Source organism: Coleofasciculus sp. E1-EBD-02 (assembly GCF_040218245.1).
In the GTDB taxonomy this organism is placed as follows: Bacteria; Cyanobacteriota; Cyanobacteriia; order Cyanobacteriales; family Coleofasciculaceae; genus Coleofasciculus.
The window spans coordinates 66,939-88,221 of the sequence record NZ_JAVJQN010000155.1 but is presented as its reverse complement, the minus strand read 5'-3'; the positions used below and the strand labels follow the sequence as shown (position 1 = coordinate 88,221).

Genomic DNA, 21,283 nt, shown 5'->3' with positions numbered 1-21,283 from the left:
AATGACGAATGACAAATGACGAATGACGAATGACAAATGACAAATGACAAATGACAAATGACAAATGACAAATGACAAATGACGAATGACGAATAACAAATCATATCGAAAAAATCCCTTCTGGATTCACCGATAACAGCGATCGCTGTTGCAATCCTTCCCGGTGTATAATCTCATTAGCCGCCAGGAATCCACTACTCACCGCCCGTTCCATTAACCCACAGGGAAAGGGCATTTTTACCCAGTCTCCAGCAAAAAATAGATTCGCTACACCTGAATCGGTTTCGGGGCGTTCCTGATAACTCCCTGGCGGATAACCGGAGAAGTTTTTCTGATTCACTAACTCTCGGTGTAACATCGTCGCCGTTTGTAATTCTGGGACAATTTCATAGAGTTCCTGTGCAAACGTGGTTAACAAAACCTGCTGATTGGGAAACTCGTCTTCTTTATAACAGTAAGCGTGTAACTCTACCACACTTCCCCCCGTCTTTTCATGCCACTGAATATAATCATCTTGGATGCGATGATACAAAGTAATACTATCAGTGAGACGATAGCCAGATAGGGAGGTAAAATTACTATGTTGCCAAGCAAAATCCCGATCAAACCAAAATCGGGCAACCGCAAAAGGATCAGCCACGGCTAATTGTTCCACCTGAGTTAATACTTGGGAATTCACCTCCCCTTCTGCCAATTTAAACAAATGTTGGACACCGGGAACATCAGTAGCAAAGACATAATAATCGGCTTGAATCGTTTCTGTGGCTACCTGGGGCGAATCTGGACTGGAAATTCCCACCAGTTGCACTTCATCCTCCTGGCGTTGCATCAGGTTAAACCGAGGTAAATCCCGTTTCGCGGGTCCGGCTATCACCTGCCCTTGGGAATTATAAACCGCCCCATGACAAGGACAAAGAAACTGACCATCTGCTTGGCGTTGTACCGTACAGCCTTGATGGGTACAAGTTAGAGAAATCGCTTGATTCTCCTCTGGAAACAGGGCAAACATCGCATCCCCAGCCCCGTAATAATCCACAGTCTGATCAGATTCATCAGTGTCCATCCTGTGATTCCGCTTCACCCAAAACGGCACCGAGGGTTGAGTATTTCCCTGTTGATAACTAATCGAATGAATCTGCCCATTTTGCCACTGAATCTGACTCACCGTCGCTTCCGTAACAATCTTTCCCTGCCGATTTTGAATCGCTTTGGCAATCGGTTCCACCAAACTCCTACCCATATCCTGGCGCGTCCCATTAAACGCCAATCCCTCCGGATTACCAAAAAAATAAAAGTGGAAAAACTGCATTAATTCGCCCACACTCAACACATCCGGCGCATTCAGACTGGATTTAGCAAAGGGTAAAAAATACAGATCATAAAGTCCTTGGGGAAACTCACCTTTTACCCAATCGGCAACCGATAACTGATCCAAACGCTGGAAACTATCGGGAATTTGGAAACCGCCAATTTCCCGAAACACCTGCCAATGTTTCAGCTTGGTCAGATTAATCCCCCAACGCCAGCGATTTGAAGACGCGATCGCTAAATCTACCACATTCCAGGGAAAGGCAGAACGACTAGGGCGAAAGACTTCCGGCTGATACTGATTATCCCGGAAAACCACCGAGTAAAATTCCAGGGAACGGAAGTGATCCTGAATCTCCAACTCAGCCACCAACCGATTCAAATTATAATAATGCGGGAAAAAGCCATGGAACCCATGTTCCATCCGCAGAGAGTGATCGCCCACCTGAATTTGCCAACTGGCAATCTTACCGCCGAGTTGAGGCGATCGTTCTAATAGTGTGACATCAAAGCCGCGTTGACTCAACTCATAGGCACAACTAAGTCCCGCTAATCCCGCACCCACAACCACCACCGATTTAGGCTGAGTCAGGGTTCGGGGCAAATTTAGGGTATCTGGTTGAATAATCGTGGGTTGAGGTTTCGCCCAGCGAGAATATCCGATTACACCCCCTACCCCAGCCACGCCAATCAGTTTCAGGGCGGTGCGTCGGGAAAGGTAGAATCTGTTTAATTTGTCATTGGTCATTGTTTAGGGAACAGGGAACAGGGAACAGGGAATGGGGCGGGCGCGAGTTGCATCTAGGTAAGACAAGAAACAATAATAATGAAACCCGCCCCTACAGAAAATTTAAATGAACTATTGGCATGAAACCGTAGCTGTCGCCCAGCGCATTTTAATCGAACTGGGGCGAAGACGCCGCAGTTTGGTCTTTTGGGGAATTTTCCCCATTTCGGTATTATTACTCAACGGTTATATTTTGGCAGAACGCGCCCAATTGTCGATGGCGCAAGCCTTTGAAAATGCCGCCCCCTCGACATTGGCAGGTGCTGCTTTATTTTTTAGCTGTCTGGGGGGTACGGTAGCCACAGTGGTAGGGGAACGAGAACAGCAAACCCTTAAACGTCTGTTCATCTCACCCTTAAGTGGCATATCCTATTTTCTAGGTATTTTTTGCGCCCATAGCGCCATTGCTGGGGTTCAAGCGGTTTTGGTTTATGCGATCGCAGCATGTTGGGGTGCTAAGTTTCAGGGGTCTCTAGTTTTAGGCATCTTGATTATTCTACAGAGTATCATGGCGTATGTGGGAGTGGGATTCATCCTCGGTACCCAGTTTGCCCGTCGCACGGAGGATGTAAATGCTTTGGTTGCGGCGTTTGGCGTACCTCTGTTAATTTTAGGAGGCGCATTTTTACCCACATCCCTGTTCCCCGACACCTTGCTAGACATCGCCCAATTTAACCCGATTTACCATATCAACGAAGCGCTGCTGGCGGTTTGGGCAAATGGCGCGGGATTAGCCGATATTCGGGAACATTTTTGGTTTTTGGCGGTATTTGCCTTAATTATGGTAGTAGCCGGATGGTTATCTTATCAGCGGATGCTGAGAGTTGAGCGAAGGCTATGATATCAGATAAATCTTCGTAGGGGCGCACCGACGTGCGCCCGTGTCAACTTAAGCCTAAAACCCCCTCACCCCCAGCTTACAGGTGTAGGTTTTTTATTTTATGGTTGGGACAAGACAAGGGGGACAAGGTGACAAGAAGACAAGGGAGGAAAACCGTACAGAATTTTGTTCTGTCAAGCTAACTGTAAAAAGCCGAAACGCCCTGTTTTTCGTGAAAAAGCTTCCTTGTCTACTGGTCTACTTTCCTTCCTTGTCTCACCTTCACCCCAATCTTAAAAAACCTACCCTTGTGAGCTCACCCCCAGCCCCTCTCCCACCAGGGTAGAGGGGAGTAGGTTTGTAGTAAGGGCTTTAGCCTTTGACAATTTTGGCAACCTCCCATTTGGGATTTTTGAACTTTCAATTAGTCCGTGTCAGAAACTCATAAAATTGTCCTATTTTATGTATTAGTCATTGTGCTGCATATTGAAAACCTCTGTAAATCCTACGGCGATCGCCAGGTTCTGCAAAATCTCACCCTACATATTCCCCCCGGAGAAATTTACGGATTACTTGGACCCAATGGTGCCGGAAAAACAACCACAATTAATACTATCTGTAACTTACTCAAAGCCGACAGTGGCACAATCACAATTAATCACCAACCCGTCTCCGACGCCACCAAAACCCTAATCGGAATAGCCCCCCAGGAAAACTTACTCTATAAAACTTTAACCTGTGCCGAAAACCTGCATTTTTTCGCCCGCATCTATGGCTTAAGCAAGCGACAACGACAACAACACGTCCACACCTGTTTAGACGCCGTTAACCTGTTAGATCGCGGTAGGTGTCCCGTTGAAACCTTAAGTGGGGGAATGCAGCGACGCTTAAATATAGCCGTCGCCCTAGTTCATCAGCCGAAACTGGTCATTTTAGACGAACCCACAACCGGTTTAGATATCGAAGCCCGATATGAAATTTGGGATTTAATTCGCCGTCTTCAACGTCAAGGATTAACAATTTTATTAACCACTCACTTACTCGATGAAGCCGAACGCCTGTGTCAGCGGATTGGCATTCTCAAAGGGGGACAAATTATCGCCGAGGGAAGTTTAGACCGCCTGCGCCAACGGATTCCCGCCCAAGAAATTGTGATCATCCAAACACAAGAAGAAGAACGTGCGATCGCGCGGGCGACAGAACTCGGTTTCACCCATCGGCGCTACGGGAATGATTTAGCTTTTTGGTTACCCGAAGCGTTGGATTTAAAAGAAATAATTGATAAATTTGAAGGCATTTCCCTAGATTCAATCACGCGCCAACCTGTACGCTTAGAGCATATTTATATCGAAATGACTCGATGAATGATTTTGGAATACAAATGGCAGAATGAAAGGAGTTTCGCTATACATAGGACACGGCAATGCCGTGCCCCTACCCAATCAATTATCCCGTCGATTGTGGTAGGGGCACGATACCATCGTGCCCTAATCTAGCTTCATAGAGAATTGGCATTAGACGAACATGAATTATGAATTTCCTGTTCCCTGTTCCCCATTCCCCATTCCCTGTTCCCTGTTCCCTGTTCCCTGTTCCCTCACCAATTAATCCAACTCTCGCCGCCCTTCCAACGCCCGTGCTAATGTCACCTCATCCGCATATTCCAAATCCCCGCCCATGGGTAACCCAAAAGCAATCCGAGTCACCTTCGTAAATGGTTTCAATAGTTGACCAACATACAGCGTCGTCGTCTCCCCTTCCACACTCGGACTAATCGCTAAAATTACCTCTTGAATCTTATGCTGGCTAACGCGGCGCACCAGTTGTTCAACATGCAATTGTTCGGGTCCAATTCCATCCATGGGAGAAATCACACCACCGAGAACATGATAATTCCCCCGATACTCCCGTGTTTTCTCCAACGCAATCACATCACGGGAATCCGCCACCACACAAAGCGTTGTTTTATCCCGATTCGGGTTACGACAGATATCACAAACCGATTCAGCCGACAGGTGAAAGCAAACCTGACACAAGCCAACCTGCTTTTTCGCCTCAATTAACGCCTGCGCCAGGGCTTTGACTTCATCCTCTGAGCGTTTAATAATATGTAATGCCAATCGTTGAGCGGTTTTGGGACCCACTCCAGGTAAGCGTTGTAGTTGCTCGATCAGTCGAGCTAGGGGGCGTGTGTAAGCCGTGGTTGTTCTCCCAGTCTATGCGTTTACCTTACCTATAGTACGCTCTCCAGTTGAGAAAAGCAGAGAGAATTGGGGGAGTCGGGTGGGGAAATTTGCGGTTAAATAAGTACAGTCCCCAGCGAATCAGCAAATTTGACTCAATTCGCGGCAAAGTAAGTTAATCTCTGTGATAAGAGCGATCGCGCATGATGGAACCGTCTCTCACTCAATTCGGTACTCAGATGTCCAACCTGACGGGCGTCCGGGCTATTATGAAGGATATTATTGAAACGTTACGATTAGGTCAGGGACAGGAGTTCATTAACCTTAGTGCAGGAAATCCGGTAATTTTGCCAGAGGTGGAACAACTGTGGCGAGACTGTACCGCCCAACTCTTGGCAAGTCCTGACTACGGAGAGGTAGTTTGCCGTTATGGGTCATCTCAAGGATACCAGCCCTTAATTGACGCGATCGCAAAAGATTTTAATCAGCGTTATGGCTTGAGACTAACTGAACGGAATATCTTAATTACTCCCGGTTCTCAATCCATTTACTTCTACGGCGCAAATGCCTTTGGCGGCTATACCCAAGCGGGTGAGTTAAAACAAATCGTTCTCCCTCTGAGTCCCGATTATACCGGGTATGGTGGCGTCAGCTTAACCCCAGAAGCCCTAATCGCCTACAAACCCAGCCTAGAGATTGACGAAGCGGCGCATCGCTACAAATACCGTCCCGACTTCAGTCAATTGAAAATTACCCAAGATACAGGCTGTGTCATATTTTCGCGCCCCTGTAATCCTACAGGAAATGTTCTCACCGATAATGAAGTGCGAAAAATTGCCGAACTCGCCGCACCTAATCATGTCCCAGTATTCATTGACTCCGCCTATGCACCGCCATTTCCGGCATTAAACTTTACCGAAATGACGCCAATTTTTGGTGATAATATCATCCATTGTCTGAGTTTATCCAAAGCCGGACTACCCGGAGAACGGATAGGCGTTGCTATTGGTGATCCGGATATGATTGAGATTTTGCAATCGTTCCAGACGAATCTCTGTATCCATTCCTCCCGCTACGGACAAGCCATTGCTGCACAGGCGATTAATTCTGGCGCATTGGCTGAGATTTCTGTTAATGTGATTCGTCCCTATTATCAGCACAAGTTTACCGTATTAGAAACAGCGCTAAACCAATTTATGCCCCAAGATTTACCGTGGTTTTTACATCGCGGTGAAGGCGCTATTTTTGCCTGGTTGTGGTTCAAGGATTTACCGATAACGGATTGGGACTTTTATCAACACTTAAAGCAGGTGGGAGTAATCGCCGTTCCTGGAAACACCTTCTTCCCCGGATTACGGGACACCTGGGAACACCAGCATCAGTGTATTCGGATTAGTTTAACCGCCAGCGATCGCGAATTAGAAACCGCCATGCAACGGTTAGTTAAAGTAACACAACAGGTGTATCAGCAAGCCGTGGTGGAGGTTTAATGGTGAGGAAAGTAGGGGCGGGTTTAGGATATATCGTTTCGCCATTGATGATAACATAATGTACCGATACCCAATATCCTCGACTTCTTAGAGAAGTCGGGGATCTGACTGGAAACCGCTATAATACCAAACAACCGTTAACACTATGAAACTAGGTAAACGTCGCATCGGTTTAGAACAAGAATTTTTCCTCGTAGAAGAAAGGGGCAAATTTTCCAATCGTGCCGATGAATTCTTACAAAATTGTCGCCAAGAAGCCGAAGCCATTGGTTTAAATCCCAATTACTTTATGCCGGAATGGGTGAAGGGAATGATCGAAATTAATACCCCTCCCGCACATACTCCCACCGAATTAGCAAAAGCCTATCTAAAAAACTTACAACTCGGATTACAGGTGGCGAAAAAGATGGATTTGCGGCTTTATCCCCTATCCAGCTATCCCTTACATTTAATTCCCGTTATTCGGGATAAATTAAGCTATCATGTCCAAGTTCGCACCGTTGGCTATGACCGATTTTTGAATGCGGGTAAATGTACGGGTACTCATATCCATTTAGAAGTACCACCAGGAGTAATTGATTCCCGCGTTGGTGTTTCTTACAACAGCAGCGCCGCCGAACGCGAAGAACTCATTAATATTTACAATTTAGCCACAGCATTAGATTCTGCCCTCATCGCCTTGGGACGTGCCTGTCCCTTTTATGAAGGAGAAGCCACGGGACTAGCCTATCATATTGTCCGCTATCGGGGAAGTGACCGATTTGGCTGGGAAGGCGTGTATACTCACTTACAATCTGTTGGCGGTTTAATGCCCTATGCCGATTCTGTGGAACAGTTAGTGGAGTTGCAATTTGAACGCTATTATGCATGGTTAACCGCGATGGATCAGGCGGGAGTTGAGCGGAAGTTGTTTACTGAAGGCGGCGGAAATTTACTGAAATCCGGTTGGAATCCGGTGCGACTCAATGCATTAGGAACAGTAGAATTACGGGGAATTGATAGTAATTATCCGGACGTAATTTTCACGATTATGAGATTAGTTTACAATGCCGCTCGGCGAGTCAGACAGGAAGGAATAACCGTTAGACCTGCTCAAGGCGTGCATACTTTTGAGTTACGGGGTGATTGGCTAGTTGTACCAGATTTTGACTATCTCAATGGTGAATTATTATTTGCTGCCGTAACGGAAGGAGTGAAGAGTTCTAAGGTTACGGCTTATCTGGATTCTATTTTAGAGTTTGCGATTGAAGATGGCAGTGAAGGGATTAATTACCTAGAAAAGTTGAAATCAGATTGGGGTGAATATCAAACGACAGAGGCGGAAATTCTGCAAGAATTTGTGCCCGCAGGGGCTAAACTAGAAAAGGAAGAAGGGTTGCGGTTGGTACGTGAAGCGTGCGATGAGTTAGAAGCGCAAGTTTCATCGTTTTCACAAAAGTATTCTGTTTAGATCAGACCTGGTTCAATTTTAATCCTAATCGGGTTAAAAATTAATGAATACTGAGTGACAGACAGCTACACAAACAAAGAGGCGATTGAAATCGCTGCTACACTAATGTATGCGAAGCCTTCCCGAAGGGTAAGCCGCCTGCGCGGACTAGGTTATAACAGGGATAGCTAACCCGGATTTGGTATTAGTCCATTTTAATGGACTTTAGCTATAAGCCAAGAACTTGAGTTCTTGGCTTGTTTTAGCTTCGATTGAACCGTCAAATCTATTCCGCCACCCTCTTGGATATCGGCTGTACAATTCTCTCTAAAAGAAATAACAGATCAGTTGCGCGGCGTAAATTACTGATCTCAAACTGAGTGTGACACTCCTGATCTCCAAAAGTAATGATGAGAGTAGTAGATGTAGCCAAGTGTCTTGAGAATTGTCATGAAAAGTGCCACATTAGAACGTTCAAAGGGACGCTTAAGTTCAGCCTCGAACCCGATCAAGCGGTTAATCCAAGGAGACTTCACGCAGCGGTTTGGTCGTTTCCTCATCTGTCGGAGAATATATAGTCTTCTCCAAGCTAGGCGACAGCGCCTAAATCCCGACTTCTATAAAAAACGCCTGAAGATTGCTTCTGATTCAATGTTTGACGGTGTTTCCCTAGATAAATGTGTCCAACAACTCCGTCATGAAGGAGTAGGATTTGGTCTTTATTTATCGCCGTCAATGGTAAAAGAAATCTATCAATATGCAATTCAAACACCTTGTATTGAACCTGAGTCTGACGACGAGTTTTTCATCGAAGAGGTAATTAGAAAGGGTCGAAGGCGAGGTAAGCATCCAGTGCTGCGTGCCTTGGTGCGTGATGCAATGGATTGCGAAGCCATTCAAAAAATTACCCAAGATCCTCTGCTGTTGCAAATCGTTAAGAACTATCTGGGGTATTGGCCCAATCAAATTACCCAGCATCTGACTTGGAGTTTAGTTTCAGATCTGTCCGAGCCGGAAATTAGACAGAGTTATCCACCCACAAATTTTCACTATGATATCGCTGGGTACAACTTTATGACCGCCTATTTTTATATCACGGATGTGAAGGCTGATTCTGGCGCTCACGTTATGTTCAAAGGTTCTCATCAGAAAAAGCCACTTTACATGACTTTTTCTGCGGGTCGCCAGTCGGACAAGGCGGTACTTAATTATTACGGGCAAGACAATCAACTGATCATTGAAGGAGAAAGTGGATTTGGTTTTGTTCAAGATCCTTCCTGCATTCACCGAGTCATTTCTCCCGTTAAAGCAGATAGACTACTGCTGCAAATCCGGTATTCTTAGACCGTAGTGGACTGACACAGTTAAAATGCTGGAATAGGTTGGGTTCGTAGTAGGGGCTTTAGCCCTCTCCAGCTAGGCGGAGAGAGAACTAAAGTTCTCACTACAAACAACGTCCTATTTTAGTTGGGTTCGTAGTAGGGGCTTTAGCCCCTAATTGCATGGGTTTTCAAAAACAATGTATTTGGATTACAGAATCTCATTCCTCTAAAGCGTCTGGATCAGTCAAAGCAGCTTGCCACCAACTTAGTAAAGGATGGTTTTTACGTGGTAAATATCGCCCCTTGACCCGAATTGCCCTGAGTGCATCACGGAGTACTGAAGCATCAAGAGATACTTTCTCTGACCAATGCTTGATTATCTCTGGAGTTGATATGATCTGAAGCTGGGAGATCTCCCGTTGAATAAACGAGATTGCCTTCTTATCGTCAGTTGCTATTGCCCATCCTCGGTGAACCGCGATCGCACAACAGGCAGATTCTCCATCATCGCCTAGTTCAAAAACATAGTTGACAAATGATGTCTCCTCTGCTTCTGATTTAAAGTCCACCACAATCAGTACACCCTGGGCAATAGCAGCCTCAAACTGAGTCGCTCCCTCGTTCTCTTCATTCTCAAGGCGTTGCAGTGTCTTTAACTCGCGCTCTCGCACAACTTGGGGAACTGCAACTTGAGCCGGAATAGCCTGCAAAATTTCCAAAAGATGACCTGATGCACTAAAGTTTAAGATGCAGCAGGCATCAAGAAGAACGTGGGAGTGAACAATTTGCATAAGCTAAGTTAACCTTCTGTCATTCCTGCCCTTGGCGTAAATCCAAATCAGTCGCTTCCTCCACCATTCCACTGGAATACTCTCGCAATACTTCGGCAAGGCGACGGGCTTCAAGGCGATCAACATGAAGAAAATCAGCGAAACGCCCTTCAGTAATCAGCCCCTGATCGAATGCTTCAATGGCAAGATGTTGGTAATGGACTGGCATCGTATCAGTACGTTGGGGGATTTCTTTTAGCCCTGAGCGAAGCCGAAGGGCTAAGCCAAGTTCCTCTTGTACTTTTCTAACTTTCAATCCGCGATCGCTCAATCGATCCCACGTTCCAGATGGCAGCAGTTCCATCTCCTCTAACCGATAAATCAGCGCTTGCACAGATACGCCGTAGTAATGAGCCAACGTAAATAAATTGGTGGGAGTAAACTTACCATTGGCGCGGTACATATCGTTAAATCGTTTAAGTAAACCACTCGTCGGCATCAGGAAATACTTGGGGAAGGCTTCAGCGAGTCGTTCACTTTCTGGCATTCTCTTGTACTGTCCCTCAAAATCAAGTACAGGCTTGCGTCGATGAGCAAGAAAATGAAGATATCCATGAGCTAATGACCAACGTCGCCGTTCTTCGGGGTGATGAGCATTAATTGCCATGCAGCCACCCCGTTGCTCGTCGTAACTATAGATTTCTGAGTATTTTGGTGGCATTTTTAAGTAAAAGATACGGAGTCCTACACTCTGCTCTAAGATGTCTCGAAGCAGAGGAATGGGACCATCTCCAAGACCGAGGCGTTGACGTTCTTCAACGGCAATACTCTCCGCCGCCCGCTCTATAGGCATACCACTCAGATGGTACTCACGAGGATAGTTTCGCGGGAGTGGTGCATCCATAATTTCTTCAAGTTCCAGGTAATTCTGGCACAACTCCTCTAGGAGTTGAATGACAGGTTCAATCTGTGACTCTTCCACTTCATTCCGTCGGTAGGCAGCTCGGAATTGAACCTCCAACGGTTGGATCACGGGACGGGGGCGCACAAAGTCGCTGACGGCTCGTCCGTAAGCACGGGCAAGCTTGATCAGTTCTGTTGGCTTAAGACGGCGCTCTCCTTTCTCAATCGCAACCATCGTTGTACGCGCTGCATCGATGACGTTAGCCGCATCCGCTTGGGTCATGCCACACTGATTACGCGCTTGTTGAAGGAGTTCCCCCAATCTCTGGGTATCAATTTTGTCAAGGATGTTGTTCGTCATGGCAAGAGTCCCTCAACGGTGTGGAGTGACAGATTTGATGAAGTTAGATCATTAATCTAACAATGTCAATCATTAAATTGGGTTTTTTGGTTCTAATGTCAGGTTTTGGCGGTGGCAATTAACGGCGGATCAACCCAGGAGCGCGATCGCTCTTTCAAGGCGTTCACAATATAATGATTTGCAGCAAGTTTTACTTGAGTCGGAGAAAGTAGCAGAGATATGAGTGAAACTGTTTTAAATGAGAGAGAAGCCACTAAAACTCATATTGTGCATTTGTTAGATGAGATAAAATTAGCCTATCAGAATACTCAAAGAGAACGAAAAGAAATTGTGGATAATTTTCGTCCATCTAATGAAGAGTTTTCTCTGTTAGAGGAAATTGAACTGTTAACGGTCACTCTCCGGGGCTATGCCAATCAAATTCAGGTGCAAGGGTGGATTGTAAATGAAACCAAGGCAATTGAGCAATTGCGAGAAATGCGACTTTTTAGAATACCTGTTATCGTCCAGTTTTACTTTGGCAGTAATGGCAAGTATGAGCAAATGAAGGGTTATATTAGAATGTTGGATTACTTGCGTTTACTGATGCTGAAATATTTGCAGTATGAAAAATTAAATTAAAAATCCGGCAAAGATTATCAATATTAACTCCTATTCTATGCACCTATGTTCAGGGTTGGTTTATTCAATTGGGGGCTTTCAAAACCAGATAATGGGAAAACCTACCCCGACAAATAAATGAGAAATGATTAAATTAGAACAGTTAAGATGATGAAATGTAATACTAAATCCCAGTTCAGGGGTTATCGAGCCGTTTAAGAGCTAACTATGGATAGACGCACGATCGCGATCGCACTCTCTATCCTGTGATCGTAAGTTTCCTCTATTCCTTATGTCTCAATCACCTGACCAGAGTTATCGCCGCAAAGAAATCCTTCGGGGTGTTCTTGCGGTGTGTATCATCATCGTCGGTATCACCCATTTCCTGAAACCAGAACAATATGCCCGCATCGTTCCGCCACCCTTTCCGCCATTGACGTCTGTCTATGTAAGCGGGTTCTTCGAGATTCTCGGCGGTATTGGCTTAATGATTCCATTTGTTAGCGTCGCCGCCGCCTGGGGACTGATTGCTCTGTTTATTGCGGTGTTTCCTGCCAATATCTATATGACACTGAACAATATCAAGATTGAAGGCATTCCCCACAGTCAATTGTTTTATTGGATTCGGCTACCCTTTCAAGCCGTGTTAATTGCTTGGGCTTATTGGTATACTCGCCACCCGGAAAAACAAGCTGGCGCATCAGTTGTCGCTGAAAAAATTAAGCCTTTGATTAATCGATCATGACAAAAGCGTCACCAACCCAATCTCCTGAAACGATTCCCCTTGACAACCGTCATCCCTCGTGGCTTCTCAAAAGTGGTTCATTTCTGCAACAGGTTAGCCAAAGTCTCTGCAATTTGGTCGATAAGCCAGCGTTGATTTTGTGGGGCGATCGTGATCCGGCGTTTCGGGCGAGTCAGCGTTTGCGTTTTCAGCAGGTTTTTCCGAAGTCTAAAACGGTTATTCTTTCAGGTGCGGGGCATTTTGTGCAGGAAGATGCGGTGAATCAAATTGTTGAGGCGTTGCGTTTATTCGGTAGGGGGTGCCGGCGCTAAAGCGCAACTACAAGCGAACTACAAGCGAGGTTACAAGCCTAATTTTTGTTGTAGGGATTCTCGCATAATCTCAACGGGTGGTGTTTGTTTTAACCAAATTTCTAAGGCGGCTGCACCTTGTTGCACTAACATTTCTAAGCCGTCAATGGGAGTCGCGCCTTGTTGTTTGGCTTGTTGGAGGAATTTGGTGGGATTGGGGGTGTAGATTAAGTCATAGGCGATCGCACCTTTGGGTAATCCTTGCATTGTCTGTTCATCGACAGGGGATTGATCGACATAAGGATGCATCCCGACAGGTGTGGTATTTACGAGTAAATCGGCTTGTTGTAGTAATTGGGGGAGTTCCTCCCAGGGATAGGCTTGGAGAATTGGAGATAGGGGAGTATTTGCCCAACTTTGCTGAAACTGACTTAGTTTATAGGGATTGCGACCGACAACCCAAATCTCAGGACACCCTAATTGCATACAACCCACGACAACGGCGCGTGCTGCACCACCGTAGCCTAATACTACCGCCTTGGTTTGATGCCAATCTCGCTGATATTGGTTTAGGAGGGCGATAAACCCTAAGACATCGGTATTTGTTCCACTCCAGCCTTTATCGGTACGCCAAACGGTGTTCACCGCACCCACCAGTTGGGCGATATCGGATACCTCGGCTAAGAGGGGGATAATGGCTTGCTTATGGGGAATCGTGATATTAAAGCCTTGCAACCCCATCGCCGCAAACCCCGCCACGGCGACAGCTAAATCTTCCGGTTTGACGGGGAGAGGGAGATAGACATAATCCACACCCAACTGTGCGATCGCGCGATTGTGCATAATTGGTGATAGAGAATGCTCCACCGGATGACCAATTACGCCTAAGAGTTTGGTTGTCCCTGTAATCTGTTGCATTGTGCTATTTTAGCAGGACAGGGGATGAGGTTAATCACCAATCAATCCTCTTTTCCGACGATTGAATTAGCTGGGGTAGTCCCACCAAACCGAAATAATACCACCAATGATACTATTATTTCAGATTAATCTGTTCCCAGTTACCAATGAATCGTTCAATTCAATAATTTTCTGATATGCTGCGAAAATTTCTTATCCTTTTCATGTCTTTGGCATTGTGTCTAACCACCCTAGCTTGTGGTTCGCCTTCTGTCGCCCAAAGCCCAAATCAGACGGTCAATGTTACCTCAAATGCCCAGCAGTTCAGTGATGGGAAATATCCGGTTCAACAAGCCACTTACGATGATGTTAGTGGTGAATATAGCCTGATGTTGCTGAATACACCACCCGGTACACCCCCCGTCTTGCGGAGTCCAGATTTGCGATTAGCCCGTCTTACGGATGAGGAACTCGCGGCGGGTGAAAAGACATACTTGCAAATCGAAAATGGTCAAGCCGATATGCACTTAAGTGAAGACTTTCGGATTGAATATGTGCATAACGTTACCGAAACCCAAACAAATCCGCAAACAGGTCAACCGGAAACCGTAATTGTGCGGCGGGAATCCAGTTTTTGGACACCATTTGCAGGTGCTATGGCGGGTCAAGCTTTGGGGAGTTTATTATTTCGACCCAGCTATTATGTCCCCCCGGTTTACCATGGTGGAATTATGACCGGATATGGTGGATATGGAAGCACTTACTCCCAAGCGGTAGACCGATATCAAACCCGTCATAATCAACCGCCACCTGCAGTAAAGAATCGTCAAACGTTCCGCAGTACAGGTCAATTAAGACGTTCCTCTAATTCATCATCAACGGCTCGCAAAAATAGCCAAAAAGCTAATCGGGCGACAGGTTCAGGTTTTGGATCTAGTAATTTGCGCCGTTCTAATAAATCTAGTTCGACACGGATGAATCGTTCCAGTCGTTTTGGTAGCAGTTTTGGCAGCCGTCGGCGTTCAATGGGAAGAAGACGGCGTTAAATTGTCATTTGTCATTGGTCATTTGTCATTCGTCATTTGTCATTTGTCATTCGTCATTTGTCATTCGTCATTTGTCATTTGTCATTTGTAGGGGCGGGTTTAGGAAATCAATTCAGCTAGTCACCGATAACGGAACAACAAAACCCGCCCTCCCCACCGATAACGGAACAACAAAACCCGCCCTCCCCACCGATAACGGAACAACAAAACCCGCCCTCCCCACCGATAACGGAACAACAAAACCCGCCCTCCTCACCAATAGCTGAACAACAAAACCTATCCTTATAACTATTCCGCTATGCCCTATAGTGAATTTACTACGATTGGTAAAGTCAAAGAAGCGTTTAATTTAACCACAGCCGAAGGGATTCACTTTTTACCAGATATTGAACCCATTCAACCGTCCCCAACCCTGATATCCTTTTTAGAAGAAAGTTTACCTTTAGCAGCATCAGCTAGTGAAAAAGCGCGTTCGGAAGGCATTATTTACCCGGTTTTGCTGGAAGTTCGGCGCATCCTGCAACGGCGGGTCAGCTTATTTTCCGGGGAGGATTTCACCGTTGATGAATCACTTGGACTCAATGGACGGTGTGATTTTCTCTTGAGTCGTTCCGAGGAACTTCTAGAAATTGAAGCACCAGTCTTGATTATTATCGAGGCAAAAAAAGCGGATTTGAGAACAGGATTTGGGCAATGTATTGCTGAAATGGTGGCAGCACAGCGATTTAATCAGGCAAAACAAACACCTATTTACACGATTTATGGGGCAGTTAGTAGTGGCACTCAATGGCGATTTCTGAAGCTAGAAGAACAAACCGTAACCATTGATTTAATTGATTATCCTCTGCCACCTGTGGAGCAAATTTTAGGGTTTTTGGTGTGGATGATGCAGGAAACTGGGTGAGCCATGTTCCAGACGTGTCATGGCACGTTTGGAAAGTAGTCAACTTGGTATAAACTTGGCTATATTTATTTTTTGGAAACCTATAGCGCCTGTTAATCATCATTCTGTAATTCCTGTCTAATTTTGATTACCTGTTCTTTCAATTCCGGCAATCTCTGTTGTGCCGTTTTCCATAAAATGTTGACATCTGCACCCCAATATTCATGCACTAACTTATCTCGCATTCCGGCAATATTTTTCCAGGGAATCTCAGGATACTGACTTCTAATAGAGTCGGGAATATTTTTAACCGCTTCCCCGATAATTTCCATCGCCTTTTCGACCGCAAAAATTTTCTCCTCATTTTTGGTAAAATCCTCAAAGCTTACCCCTACCAGGAATCGTTCAACCGCTCCAATTGCTTCTAAGATATCCTCAATAAAATCGTCTAAGTCTCGTTTAGTCATACATAAACAACTTCTGACAAAATTCGCTCTTTTAGTCTGGGTTTTAATCCATTTTTCGTTATTACATCAACTTTAATGCCCAGATTATCGCTGAGATAGTGTTCAAGATCAATTAATTCAATTAAATCCGGTGCTTCCGTATAATCAACTAACACATCAACATCACTGTCTTCATTTTGCTCTCCTCTCACATAAGAGCCAAAAATGCCCAATTCGCTTAACCAATTATATTTTTGCCGAAGGATTGGTTTATTTCTATTAAAAAAAGCTTGGACTTCTGCAAGTGTTTTCATGCTACAAATATTTTAACTGTGTGGGTTTACTGCGTCAACAAAACCGAAACCTATTCCACCATTTTAATACAATTGCACTTTGCCGATTGGGTTTTGCGATCGCTCTACCCAACCTACTATAATTCATCATTCAGAAATGCTTGATAATCGCCTCCCAAGGCTTCGACAATAGTACGGGTATTGGTAATCAACATTTTCACATAAGTATCCGCTTCACTTCCAGGTGCGCCTAGGGAATCGGAATAGAGTTCGGATGGGGCTAATTTAACCCCCGCTTCTTCCGCAACCGTTTCAATTAAAGCCGGGTTAATCGTGGTTTCGGCAAAAATAGCAGGAACTCCGGCTTCTTCCACTGCATCGGATAGGGTTTTCACAGTTTGGGCGCTGGGTTGTTCTTCGGTGCTAATTCCGATTAGTGTGCCAATCACTTCTAATCCATAAGCCTGAGCATAATATTGAAAGGCGTCATGGGTGGTGACAAGTTTACGCTGATTCGCGGGGATGGTTTGAATTTGCTGAGTAATCCAGGTATCCACCTGTTCTAATTCCGCCGTGAGTTTGGCGGCGTTGGCGGTAAATTCGTCTTCGTCTTCTGGTGAAAGTTCAATTAAGCGATCGCGTATGGCATTGACCATTTTAATCCCATGCTCTGCATCTCCCCAAACATGAGGATCGGGTTCCGTTTCTCCCTGATATTCAAAATCTAAGGAAGTGACAACTTCGCCAACAGCAAAGGTTTTGGCATTTACCCCCGCCGATTGCATCAGTTTAATTAGTGCAGGTTCTAAGTTATACCCGTTGTAGAGAATCAAATCGGCTTGTTCTAAAGCAATGGTATCAGCAGGTACGGGTTCGTAAACGTGTGGATCAGCACCAGGTTCCAGGATTCCGGTTAACTCGATCTCATCTCCCCCCACTTGTTCGGTCCAGTCGGCAATAATGGTACTGGTAGCGACAACGTTGGGTTTATCCTCTGCATCGGTTCCTGAGAGATTCGGATTTGTCGCCTCACAGCCACTCAGCCAAAGTCCCAGCATCACCCCAGCTAGTGCAAATATGCCACCGTTGTAGGTTGGGTTTCGACTTCGCTCTACCCAACTCCGGTGAGAGAGTCTGTCGGATTTCGCGATCGCTCTACCCAACCGATGTGAATTACCCTTTCCCCCAAACAGGGCGGGTTTAGTCAAGGTATTGGTGTGTTGGGTAGCCTTATCAGTCAAACCCGCCCCTACACCTGTACACTCCTGTAACTGAGTTCTACCCTGCGAGTGAGTTATTCCGATCATCAAGTTTATATAGTGGTTTTCATATTGTTTTCATTTTTAAATGTACAATATTCTCATAATTGTTTCATTTTCCCCAATCTGCCCGGTTTAATCATGTCAACGCTTATCTTTAAAAGAAACGACTCCAACCCCCAAAGTCCCACCATTACCCACCAGGAATCCATAAGGATTGGACACCTTAGCGTACAGTATCGCTTCGTGGAGGCGCTCAAGGATATCACCTGTCCGATTCAACCGGGGCGACTGACGGGAATTATTGGTCCCAATGGCGCGGGGAAAAGTACGCTGATGAAAGCGATGCTGGGGTTAGTGCAGACAAGCTGTGGTACGGCGATGTATCAGGGGAAACCCTTGATGGATCAGTTAAACAGGATCGCCTATGTACCCCAGCGATCGCAGATTGATTGGACATACCCTGCAACCGTATGGGATGTGGTATTGATGGGGCGGATACGCAAGACGGGATGGTTTCGGCGTTTCTCCACCGTATCCCGACGCATCGCCGCCCAATCGTTAGGGCGGGTGGGGATGAGTGAATTTCGCGATCGCCCGATTGGGCAATTATCCGGGGGACAACAGCAGCGCGTTTTTCTCGCCAAAGCATTAGCTGAAGAAGCGGATATTTTCTGCTTTGATGAACCCATGGCGGGAATTGATAAAAAAACCGAAGCCATTATATTTGAGATTCTTCACGAATTAGCCGATTCCGGGAAAACCGTGTTAGTGGTTCACCATGATTTAGGAGAAGCTATTACCAATTTTGATGATTTAATTTTATTGAATCGGGAATTAATCGCCTCAGGTTCCCGCCCACAGGTAATGCAGGCAAATAACCTACAACGGGCGTATGGAGGTCAAGTCGTCTTTTTCTCAGACGCCGCTTAATGTTTGAATTGTGTAGGGGCGGGTTTAGGGATTAAAATTGATTGTTTTTGTTAACGTTTCGACAAAACCCGCCCTGGCTAACGTTTGAGATATTTAACAAATGACAAATGACAAATAACAAATGACAAATGACAAATGACGAATGACGAATGACAAATAACAAATGACGAATGACAAATGACCAATGACAAATGACCAATGACTAATAATGCTTGACCTTTTAATTGAACCCTTACAATACAGCTTTATGCAGCGATCGCTAATGACAGCCGTCTTAGTGGGAATCGTCTGCGCTTCAGTGGGAAGCTACCTGATGGTACAACGCCTCGCCTTACTCGGTGATGCGATTAGTCATTCCGTATTACCCGGATTAGCGATCGCCTATATCGTGGGCGTGGATATCTTTCTAGGGGCGTTTTTGGCGGGTATTGTCAGTACCCTTGTAATTACCTGGATCAGAACGCGATCGCAGATTAAAGAAGATGCGGCGATGGGGATTGTCTTTTCCGCCTTCTTTGCCCTTGGTATTACCTTAATTACGGTTATTCAAAAAGACAATAAGATTGACCTAAATCACTTTTTATTTGGCAATATCCTCAGCGTTACCGGAGAGGAAGTAATCAATACAGCCCTAATTACCGTCATTGTCCTCGCCATTGTTCTGTTGTTGTATAAAGAATTAATGTATTATACCTTTGACCCCATTGGTGCAAAAGCAGCAGGATTACCGACAAACTTACTCAACTTTGGCTTAATGATTTTAATCGCCCTAACCATCGTCGCCAGTCTCAAAGCCGTTGGCGTGATTTTAGTCTTAGCCATGCTAATTACCCCAGGGGCGACGGCGTATTTATTGGTGACAAGGTTACACCAGATGATGCTGTTAGGGTCAGGAATTGGCGTTGTTGCCAGTATTAGTGGGATGTATTTGAGCTATTTTTTCAATTTGCCATCGGGTCCGGCTATTGTATTAGTCACCTTTGGATTTTTCATGCTGGCATTTTTGTTTAGTCCCAGTCAGGGTGTTTTAACTCATCCCAGAGTTCAATCTAATCAGTCACAGATTTGGCGGGAAATTAAGGGACTATTGAGATGAAATGAGTCACGCTTTAGTTATACCAAATCCGGGGAACGCTATCCCCGTTATCACCCAGTATCAGCCCTCAACTAAAGTTGGGGCTAAAAGCTTAAACCCGTTAAAACGGGTTCAAAGACTTACCCAGTAAGCTGCATTCTTACTTGAGTTTTGACGCGGAAATTTATTTATTACGGGAAATAAATCTACAAAGTCTTTGTCTTTGTATAGTGTGCCTAATTCATCATACATTTTCATGTATACGTTTCCTTTGGGGAAAGATGCACGCGCTACTCGAACCGTTTCTTTTGGTACTTCCCAATAGTTTTTTGGATGTAGTGTCATCGCCACAGGCAATCAACTCTTCAACTTTTTGTATTATCTTATTTTTTTTGTGCCTAAACCCGCCCCTACAGATTAATCGAATGTTTTCGGTGGGGCAGGGCGGGTTTTATATGAATGTTATTGGTTTTCCCGTTAATTTTGTGCCTAAACCCGCCCCTACATTGGATTTATCTTCGATTCTTATGCAAGGCTAAATTTTTAATGGTTCCATCCCATTCTTGAGAACCACTAGGATGCAATTCGTCTTCTTCCCAGGCTATGGGATTATTCACAATGTATTCACGAATCGCGGTTAATGATTGTTCATTGCGAATAATATGTTCATAATAGCCACGTTGCCACACGGGGACACCCCTCTGGCGACGATTTTTATTAATGCGGCGTGCAGAAAAGGTTTTGAATCCTCGGATAATCTCTGGCAAACCATGGTGTTTTTGACTGGTAGTATCCGCTGTCAATATCAGGATGCCATGGAGATGATTGGGCATGATTACAAATTCATCTAATTTAAAATTAGGATGATAGTGCAGCAAATTTTGCCAATGTAAATAGACAAATTTGCCGGAATCGCTTAACTGCATTTGACTATCGATAATTTCACCTAACAGGGTTTGGCGTTGCCAAGTACAAATGGTAATAAAATAAAATCCCGGTTGTGTATAATCATAATCTTTAAGGCGGATTGAACGTCGATGATGTTGATCCGGATTGTATTTCATAATCAGATCGCACGATGTTTTCCTTTGGCAAAACGTGTAGGGGCGGGTTTAGGGATTCAATGATTACACACACCTGTAACCAAACAGCGAAACCCGCCCTATCCCCACCACCAGATCACGAAATCCCGTCTAATATTCCAAGCGATCGCACGCCAATCCTCCCAATCCTGTAGGGGCGGGTTTAGGGATTCAATCATCACACACACCGCAAATAAAACAACGAAACCCGCCCTATCCCCACCGCCAGACGACGAAATTTCATCTAATCCCCGGCGCGATCGCATCCATGAATTGAATGTTTTCGGTAATGCAGGGCGGGTTTTGTAACACATTTATTGGTTTTCCCGCCAATTTATTCCTCAACCCGCCCCTACCTATT

24 protein-coding genes are annotated in these 21,283 nt (G+C 45.2%); 13 read left to right on the top strand and 11 right to left on the bottom strand.

Features of this window, described 5'->3' with window-relative positions; genetic code table 11:
* Window positions 1-100 precede the first annotated feature (100 nt).
* Window positions 101-2,056, bottom strand: a complete 1,956-nt coding sequence (locus tag RIC07_RS25520) for an FAD-dependent oxidoreductase (RefSeq protein WP_446396952.1) — start codon at window positions 2,054-2,056, stop codon at window positions 101-103.
* 106 nt (window positions 2,057-2,162) lie between these two features.
* Here RIC07_RS25520 and RIC07_RS25515 point away from each other — a divergent pair, with 106 nt between their 5' ends.
* Together RIC07_RS25515 and RIC07_RS25510 are read left to right on the top strand one after the other, a co-directional pair.
* A complete protein-coding gene (locus tag RIC07_RS25515; protein WP_446382064.1) occupies window positions 2,163-2,936 on the top strand; it encodes an ABC transporter permease in 774 nt (257 codons plus the stop codon).
* Between the two features lie 455 nt (window positions 2,937-3,391).
* Window positions 3,392-4,279: an ABC transporter ATP-binding protein gene (locus tag RIC07_RS25510; protein ID WP_446396960.1), complete on the top strand. Its 888-nt coding sequence runs from the start codon at window positions 3,392-3,394 to the stop codon at window positions 4,277-4,279.
* 240 nt (window positions 4,280-4,519) lie between these two features.
* On the opposite strand, the gene recR is transcribed toward RIC07_RS25510, so the two are convergent.
* Window positions 4,520-5,089: a recombination mediator RecR gene (recR, locus tag RIC07_RS25505; RefSeq protein WP_446396959.1), complete on the bottom strand. Its 570-nt coding sequence runs from the start codon at window positions 5,087-5,089 to the stop codon at window positions 4,520-4,522.
* Between the two features lie 215 nt (window positions 5,090-5,304).
* Here recR and RIC07_RS25500 point away from each other — a divergent pair, with 215 nt between their 5' ends.
* The 3 genes from RIC07_RS25500 (at window position 5,305) to RIC07_RS25490 (ending at window position 9,361) form a co-directional block, all read left to right on the top strand.
* On the top strand, window positions 5,305-6,588 hold the full coding sequence (locus tag RIC07_RS25500) for a valine--pyruvate transaminase (RefSeq protein ID WP_446396958.1): 1,284 nt from the start codon (window positions 5,305-5,307) through the stop codon (window positions 6,586-6,588).
* Between the two features lie 145 nt (window positions 6,589-6,733).
* Window positions 6,734-8,038 carry a glutamate-cysteine ligase family protein gene (locus RIC07_RS25495; protein ID WP_446396951.1) on the top strand — a complete coding sequence of 435 codons (1,305 nt, stop codon included), beginning with the start codon at window positions 6,734-6,736 and terminating at the stop codon, window positions 8,036-8,038.
* Window positions 8,039-8,467: 429 nt separating this feature from the next.
* Window positions 8,468-9,361 (top strand): hypothetical protein, encoded by an 894-nt coding sequence (locus tag RIC07_RS25490; RefSeq protein WP_446396950.1) that lies wholly within the window; start codon window positions 8,468-8,470, stop codon window positions 9,359-9,361.
* 196 nt (window positions 9,362-9,557) lie between these two features.
* On the opposite strand, the gene RIC07_RS25485 is transcribed toward RIC07_RS25490, so the two are convergent.
* Together RIC07_RS25485 and RIC07_RS25480 are read right to left on the bottom strand one after the other, a co-directional pair.
* Window positions 9,558-10,130: a hypothetical protein gene (locus tag RIC07_RS25485; protein ID WP_446396949.1), complete on the bottom strand. Its 573-nt coding sequence runs from the start codon at window positions 10,128-10,130 to the stop codon at window positions 9,558-9,560.
* Window positions 10,131-10,149: 19 nt separating this feature from the next.
* Window positions 10,150-11,373 carry an ImmA/IrrE family metallo-endopeptidase gene (locus tag RIC07_RS25480; protein WP_446396948.1) on the bottom strand — a complete coding sequence of 408 codons (1,224 nt, stop codon included), beginning with the start codon at window positions 11,371-11,373 and terminating at the stop codon, window positions 10,150-10,152.
* A 219-nt stretch (window positions 11,374-11,592) separates the two neighbouring features.
* Here RIC07_RS25480 and RIC07_RS25475 point away from each other — a divergent pair, with 219 nt between their 5' ends.
* The 3 genes from RIC07_RS25475 to RIC07_RS25465 all read left to right on the top strand — a co-directional run bounded on the left by RIC07_RS25475 (window position 11,593) and on the right by RIC07_RS25465 (window position 13,029).
* Window positions 11,593-11,994 carry a hypothetical protein gene (locus tag RIC07_RS25475; RefSeq protein WP_446396947.1) on the top strand — a complete coding sequence of 134 codons (402 nt, stop codon included), beginning with the start codon at window positions 11,593-11,595 and terminating at the stop codon, window positions 11,992-11,994.
* Window positions 11,995-12,265: 271 nt separating this feature from the next.
* Window positions 12,266-12,718, top strand: coding sequence for a DoxX family protein (locus RIC07_RS25470; protein ID WP_446396946.1), 453 nt, complete (start codon window positions 12,266-12,268; stop codon window positions 12,716-12,718).
* Window positions 12,715-13,029, top strand: a complete 315-nt coding sequence (locus RIC07_RS25465) for an alpha/beta fold hydrolase (RefSeq protein ID WP_446396945.1) — start codon at window positions 12,715-12,717, stop codon at window positions 13,027-13,029. The genes RIC07_RS25470 and RIC07_RS25465 overlap by 4 nt, the downstream gene beginning before the upstream one ends.
* Window positions 13,030-13,059: 30 nt before the next feature.
* Here RIC07_RS25465 and RIC07_RS25460 read toward each other — a convergent pair whose 3' ends face one another.
* Window positions 13,060-13,926 carry a shikimate dehydrogenase gene (locus RIC07_RS25460; RefSeq protein ID WP_446396944.1) on the bottom strand — a complete coding sequence of 289 codons (867 nt, stop codon included), beginning with the start codon at window positions 13,924-13,926 and terminating at the stop codon, window positions 13,060-13,062.
* Window positions 13,927-14,102: 176 nt separating this feature from the next.
* Between RIC07_RS25460 and RIC07_RS25455 the strand changes: the two genes are divergently transcribed.
* Genes RIC07_RS25455 through RIC07_RS25445 form a run of 3 tightly spaced genes read left to right on the top strand, consistent with a single transcriptional unit; the run spans window position 14,103 to window position 15,855 of the window.
* A complete protein-coding gene (locus RIC07_RS25455) occupies window positions 14,103-14,951 on the top strand; it encodes a hypothetical protein (protein ID WP_446396943.1) in 849 nt (282 codons plus the stop codon).
* A gap of 14 nt (window positions 14,952-14,965) precedes the next feature.
* Window positions 14,966-15,217, top strand: coding sequence for a hypothetical protein (locus tag RIC07_RS25450; RefSeq protein WP_446396942.1), 252 nt, complete (start codon window positions 14,966-14,968; stop codon window positions 15,215-15,217).
* 32 nt (window positions 15,218-15,249) lie between these two features.
* Entirely contained in the window at window positions 15,250-15,855 is a 606-nt protein-coding gene (locus RIC07_RS25445; RefSeq protein WP_446396941.1) for a hypothetical protein, read from the top strand.
* Window positions 15,856-15,947: 92 nt separating this feature from the next.
* Here the strand turns inward: RIC07_RS25445 and RIC07_RS25440 are convergent, their stop codons facing one another.
* From RIC07_RS25440 to RIC07_RS25430, 3 genes are all read right to left on the bottom strand, one after another.
* Window positions 15,948-16,301: a HepT-like ribonuclease domain-containing protein gene (locus RIC07_RS25440; protein ID WP_446396940.1), complete on the bottom strand. Its 354-nt coding sequence runs from the start codon at window positions 16,299-16,301 to the stop codon at window positions 15,948-15,950.
* A complete protein-coding gene (locus RIC07_RS25435; protein ID WP_446396939.1) occupies window positions 16,298-16,594 on the bottom strand; it encodes a nucleotidyltransferase family protein in 297 nt (98 codons plus the stop codon). Before RIC07_RS25435 ends, RIC07_RS25440 begins: the two co-directional genes overlap by 4 nt.
* Before the next feature lie 116 nt (window positions 16,595-16,710).
* Window positions 16,711-17,631 (bottom strand): metal ABC transporter substrate-binding protein, encoded by a 921-nt coding sequence (locus RIC07_RS25430; protein ID WP_446396957.1) that lies wholly within the window; start codon window positions 17,629-17,631, stop codon window positions 16,711-16,713.
* A 342-nt stretch (window positions 17,632-17,973) separates the two neighbouring features.
* Here RIC07_RS25430 and RIC07_RS25425 point away from each other — a divergent pair, with 342 nt between their 5' ends.
* Entirely contained in the window at window positions 17,974-18,765 is a 792-nt protein-coding gene (locus RIC07_RS25425; RefSeq protein ID WP_446396938.1) for a metal ABC transporter ATP-binding protein, read from the top strand.
* Window positions 18,766-18,973: 208 nt separating this feature from the next.
* On the top strand, window positions 18,974-19,861 hold the full coding sequence (locus RIC07_RS25420) for a metal ABC transporter permease (protein ID WP_446396937.1): 888 nt from the start codon (window positions 18,974-18,976) through the stop codon (window positions 19,859-19,861).
* 111 nt (window positions 19,862-19,972) lie between these two features.
* On the opposite strand, the gene RIC07_RS25415 is transcribed toward RIC07_RS25420, so the two are convergent.
* The 3 genes from RIC07_RS25415 to RIC07_RS25405 form a co-directional block, all read right to left on the bottom strand.
* Window positions 19,973-20,191: a hypothetical protein gene (locus RIC07_RS25415; RefSeq protein ID WP_446396961.1), complete on the bottom strand. Its 219-nt coding sequence runs from the start codon at window positions 20,189-20,191 to the stop codon at window positions 19,973-19,975.
* A gap of 161 nt (window positions 20,192-20,352) precedes the next feature.
* Window positions 20,353-20,904, bottom strand: coding sequence for an REP-associated tyrosine transposase (locus tag RIC07_RS25410; protein ID WP_446396936.1), 552 nt, complete (start codon window positions 20,902-20,904; stop codon window positions 20,353-20,355).
* A gap of 98 nt (window positions 20,905-21,002) precedes the next feature.
* Window positions 21,003-21,236, bottom strand: coding sequence for a hypothetical protein (locus RIC07_RS25405; protein WP_446396935.1), 234 nt, complete (start codon window positions 21,234-21,236; stop codon window positions 21,003-21,005).
* Window positions 21,237-21,283 lie beyond the last annotated feature (47 nt).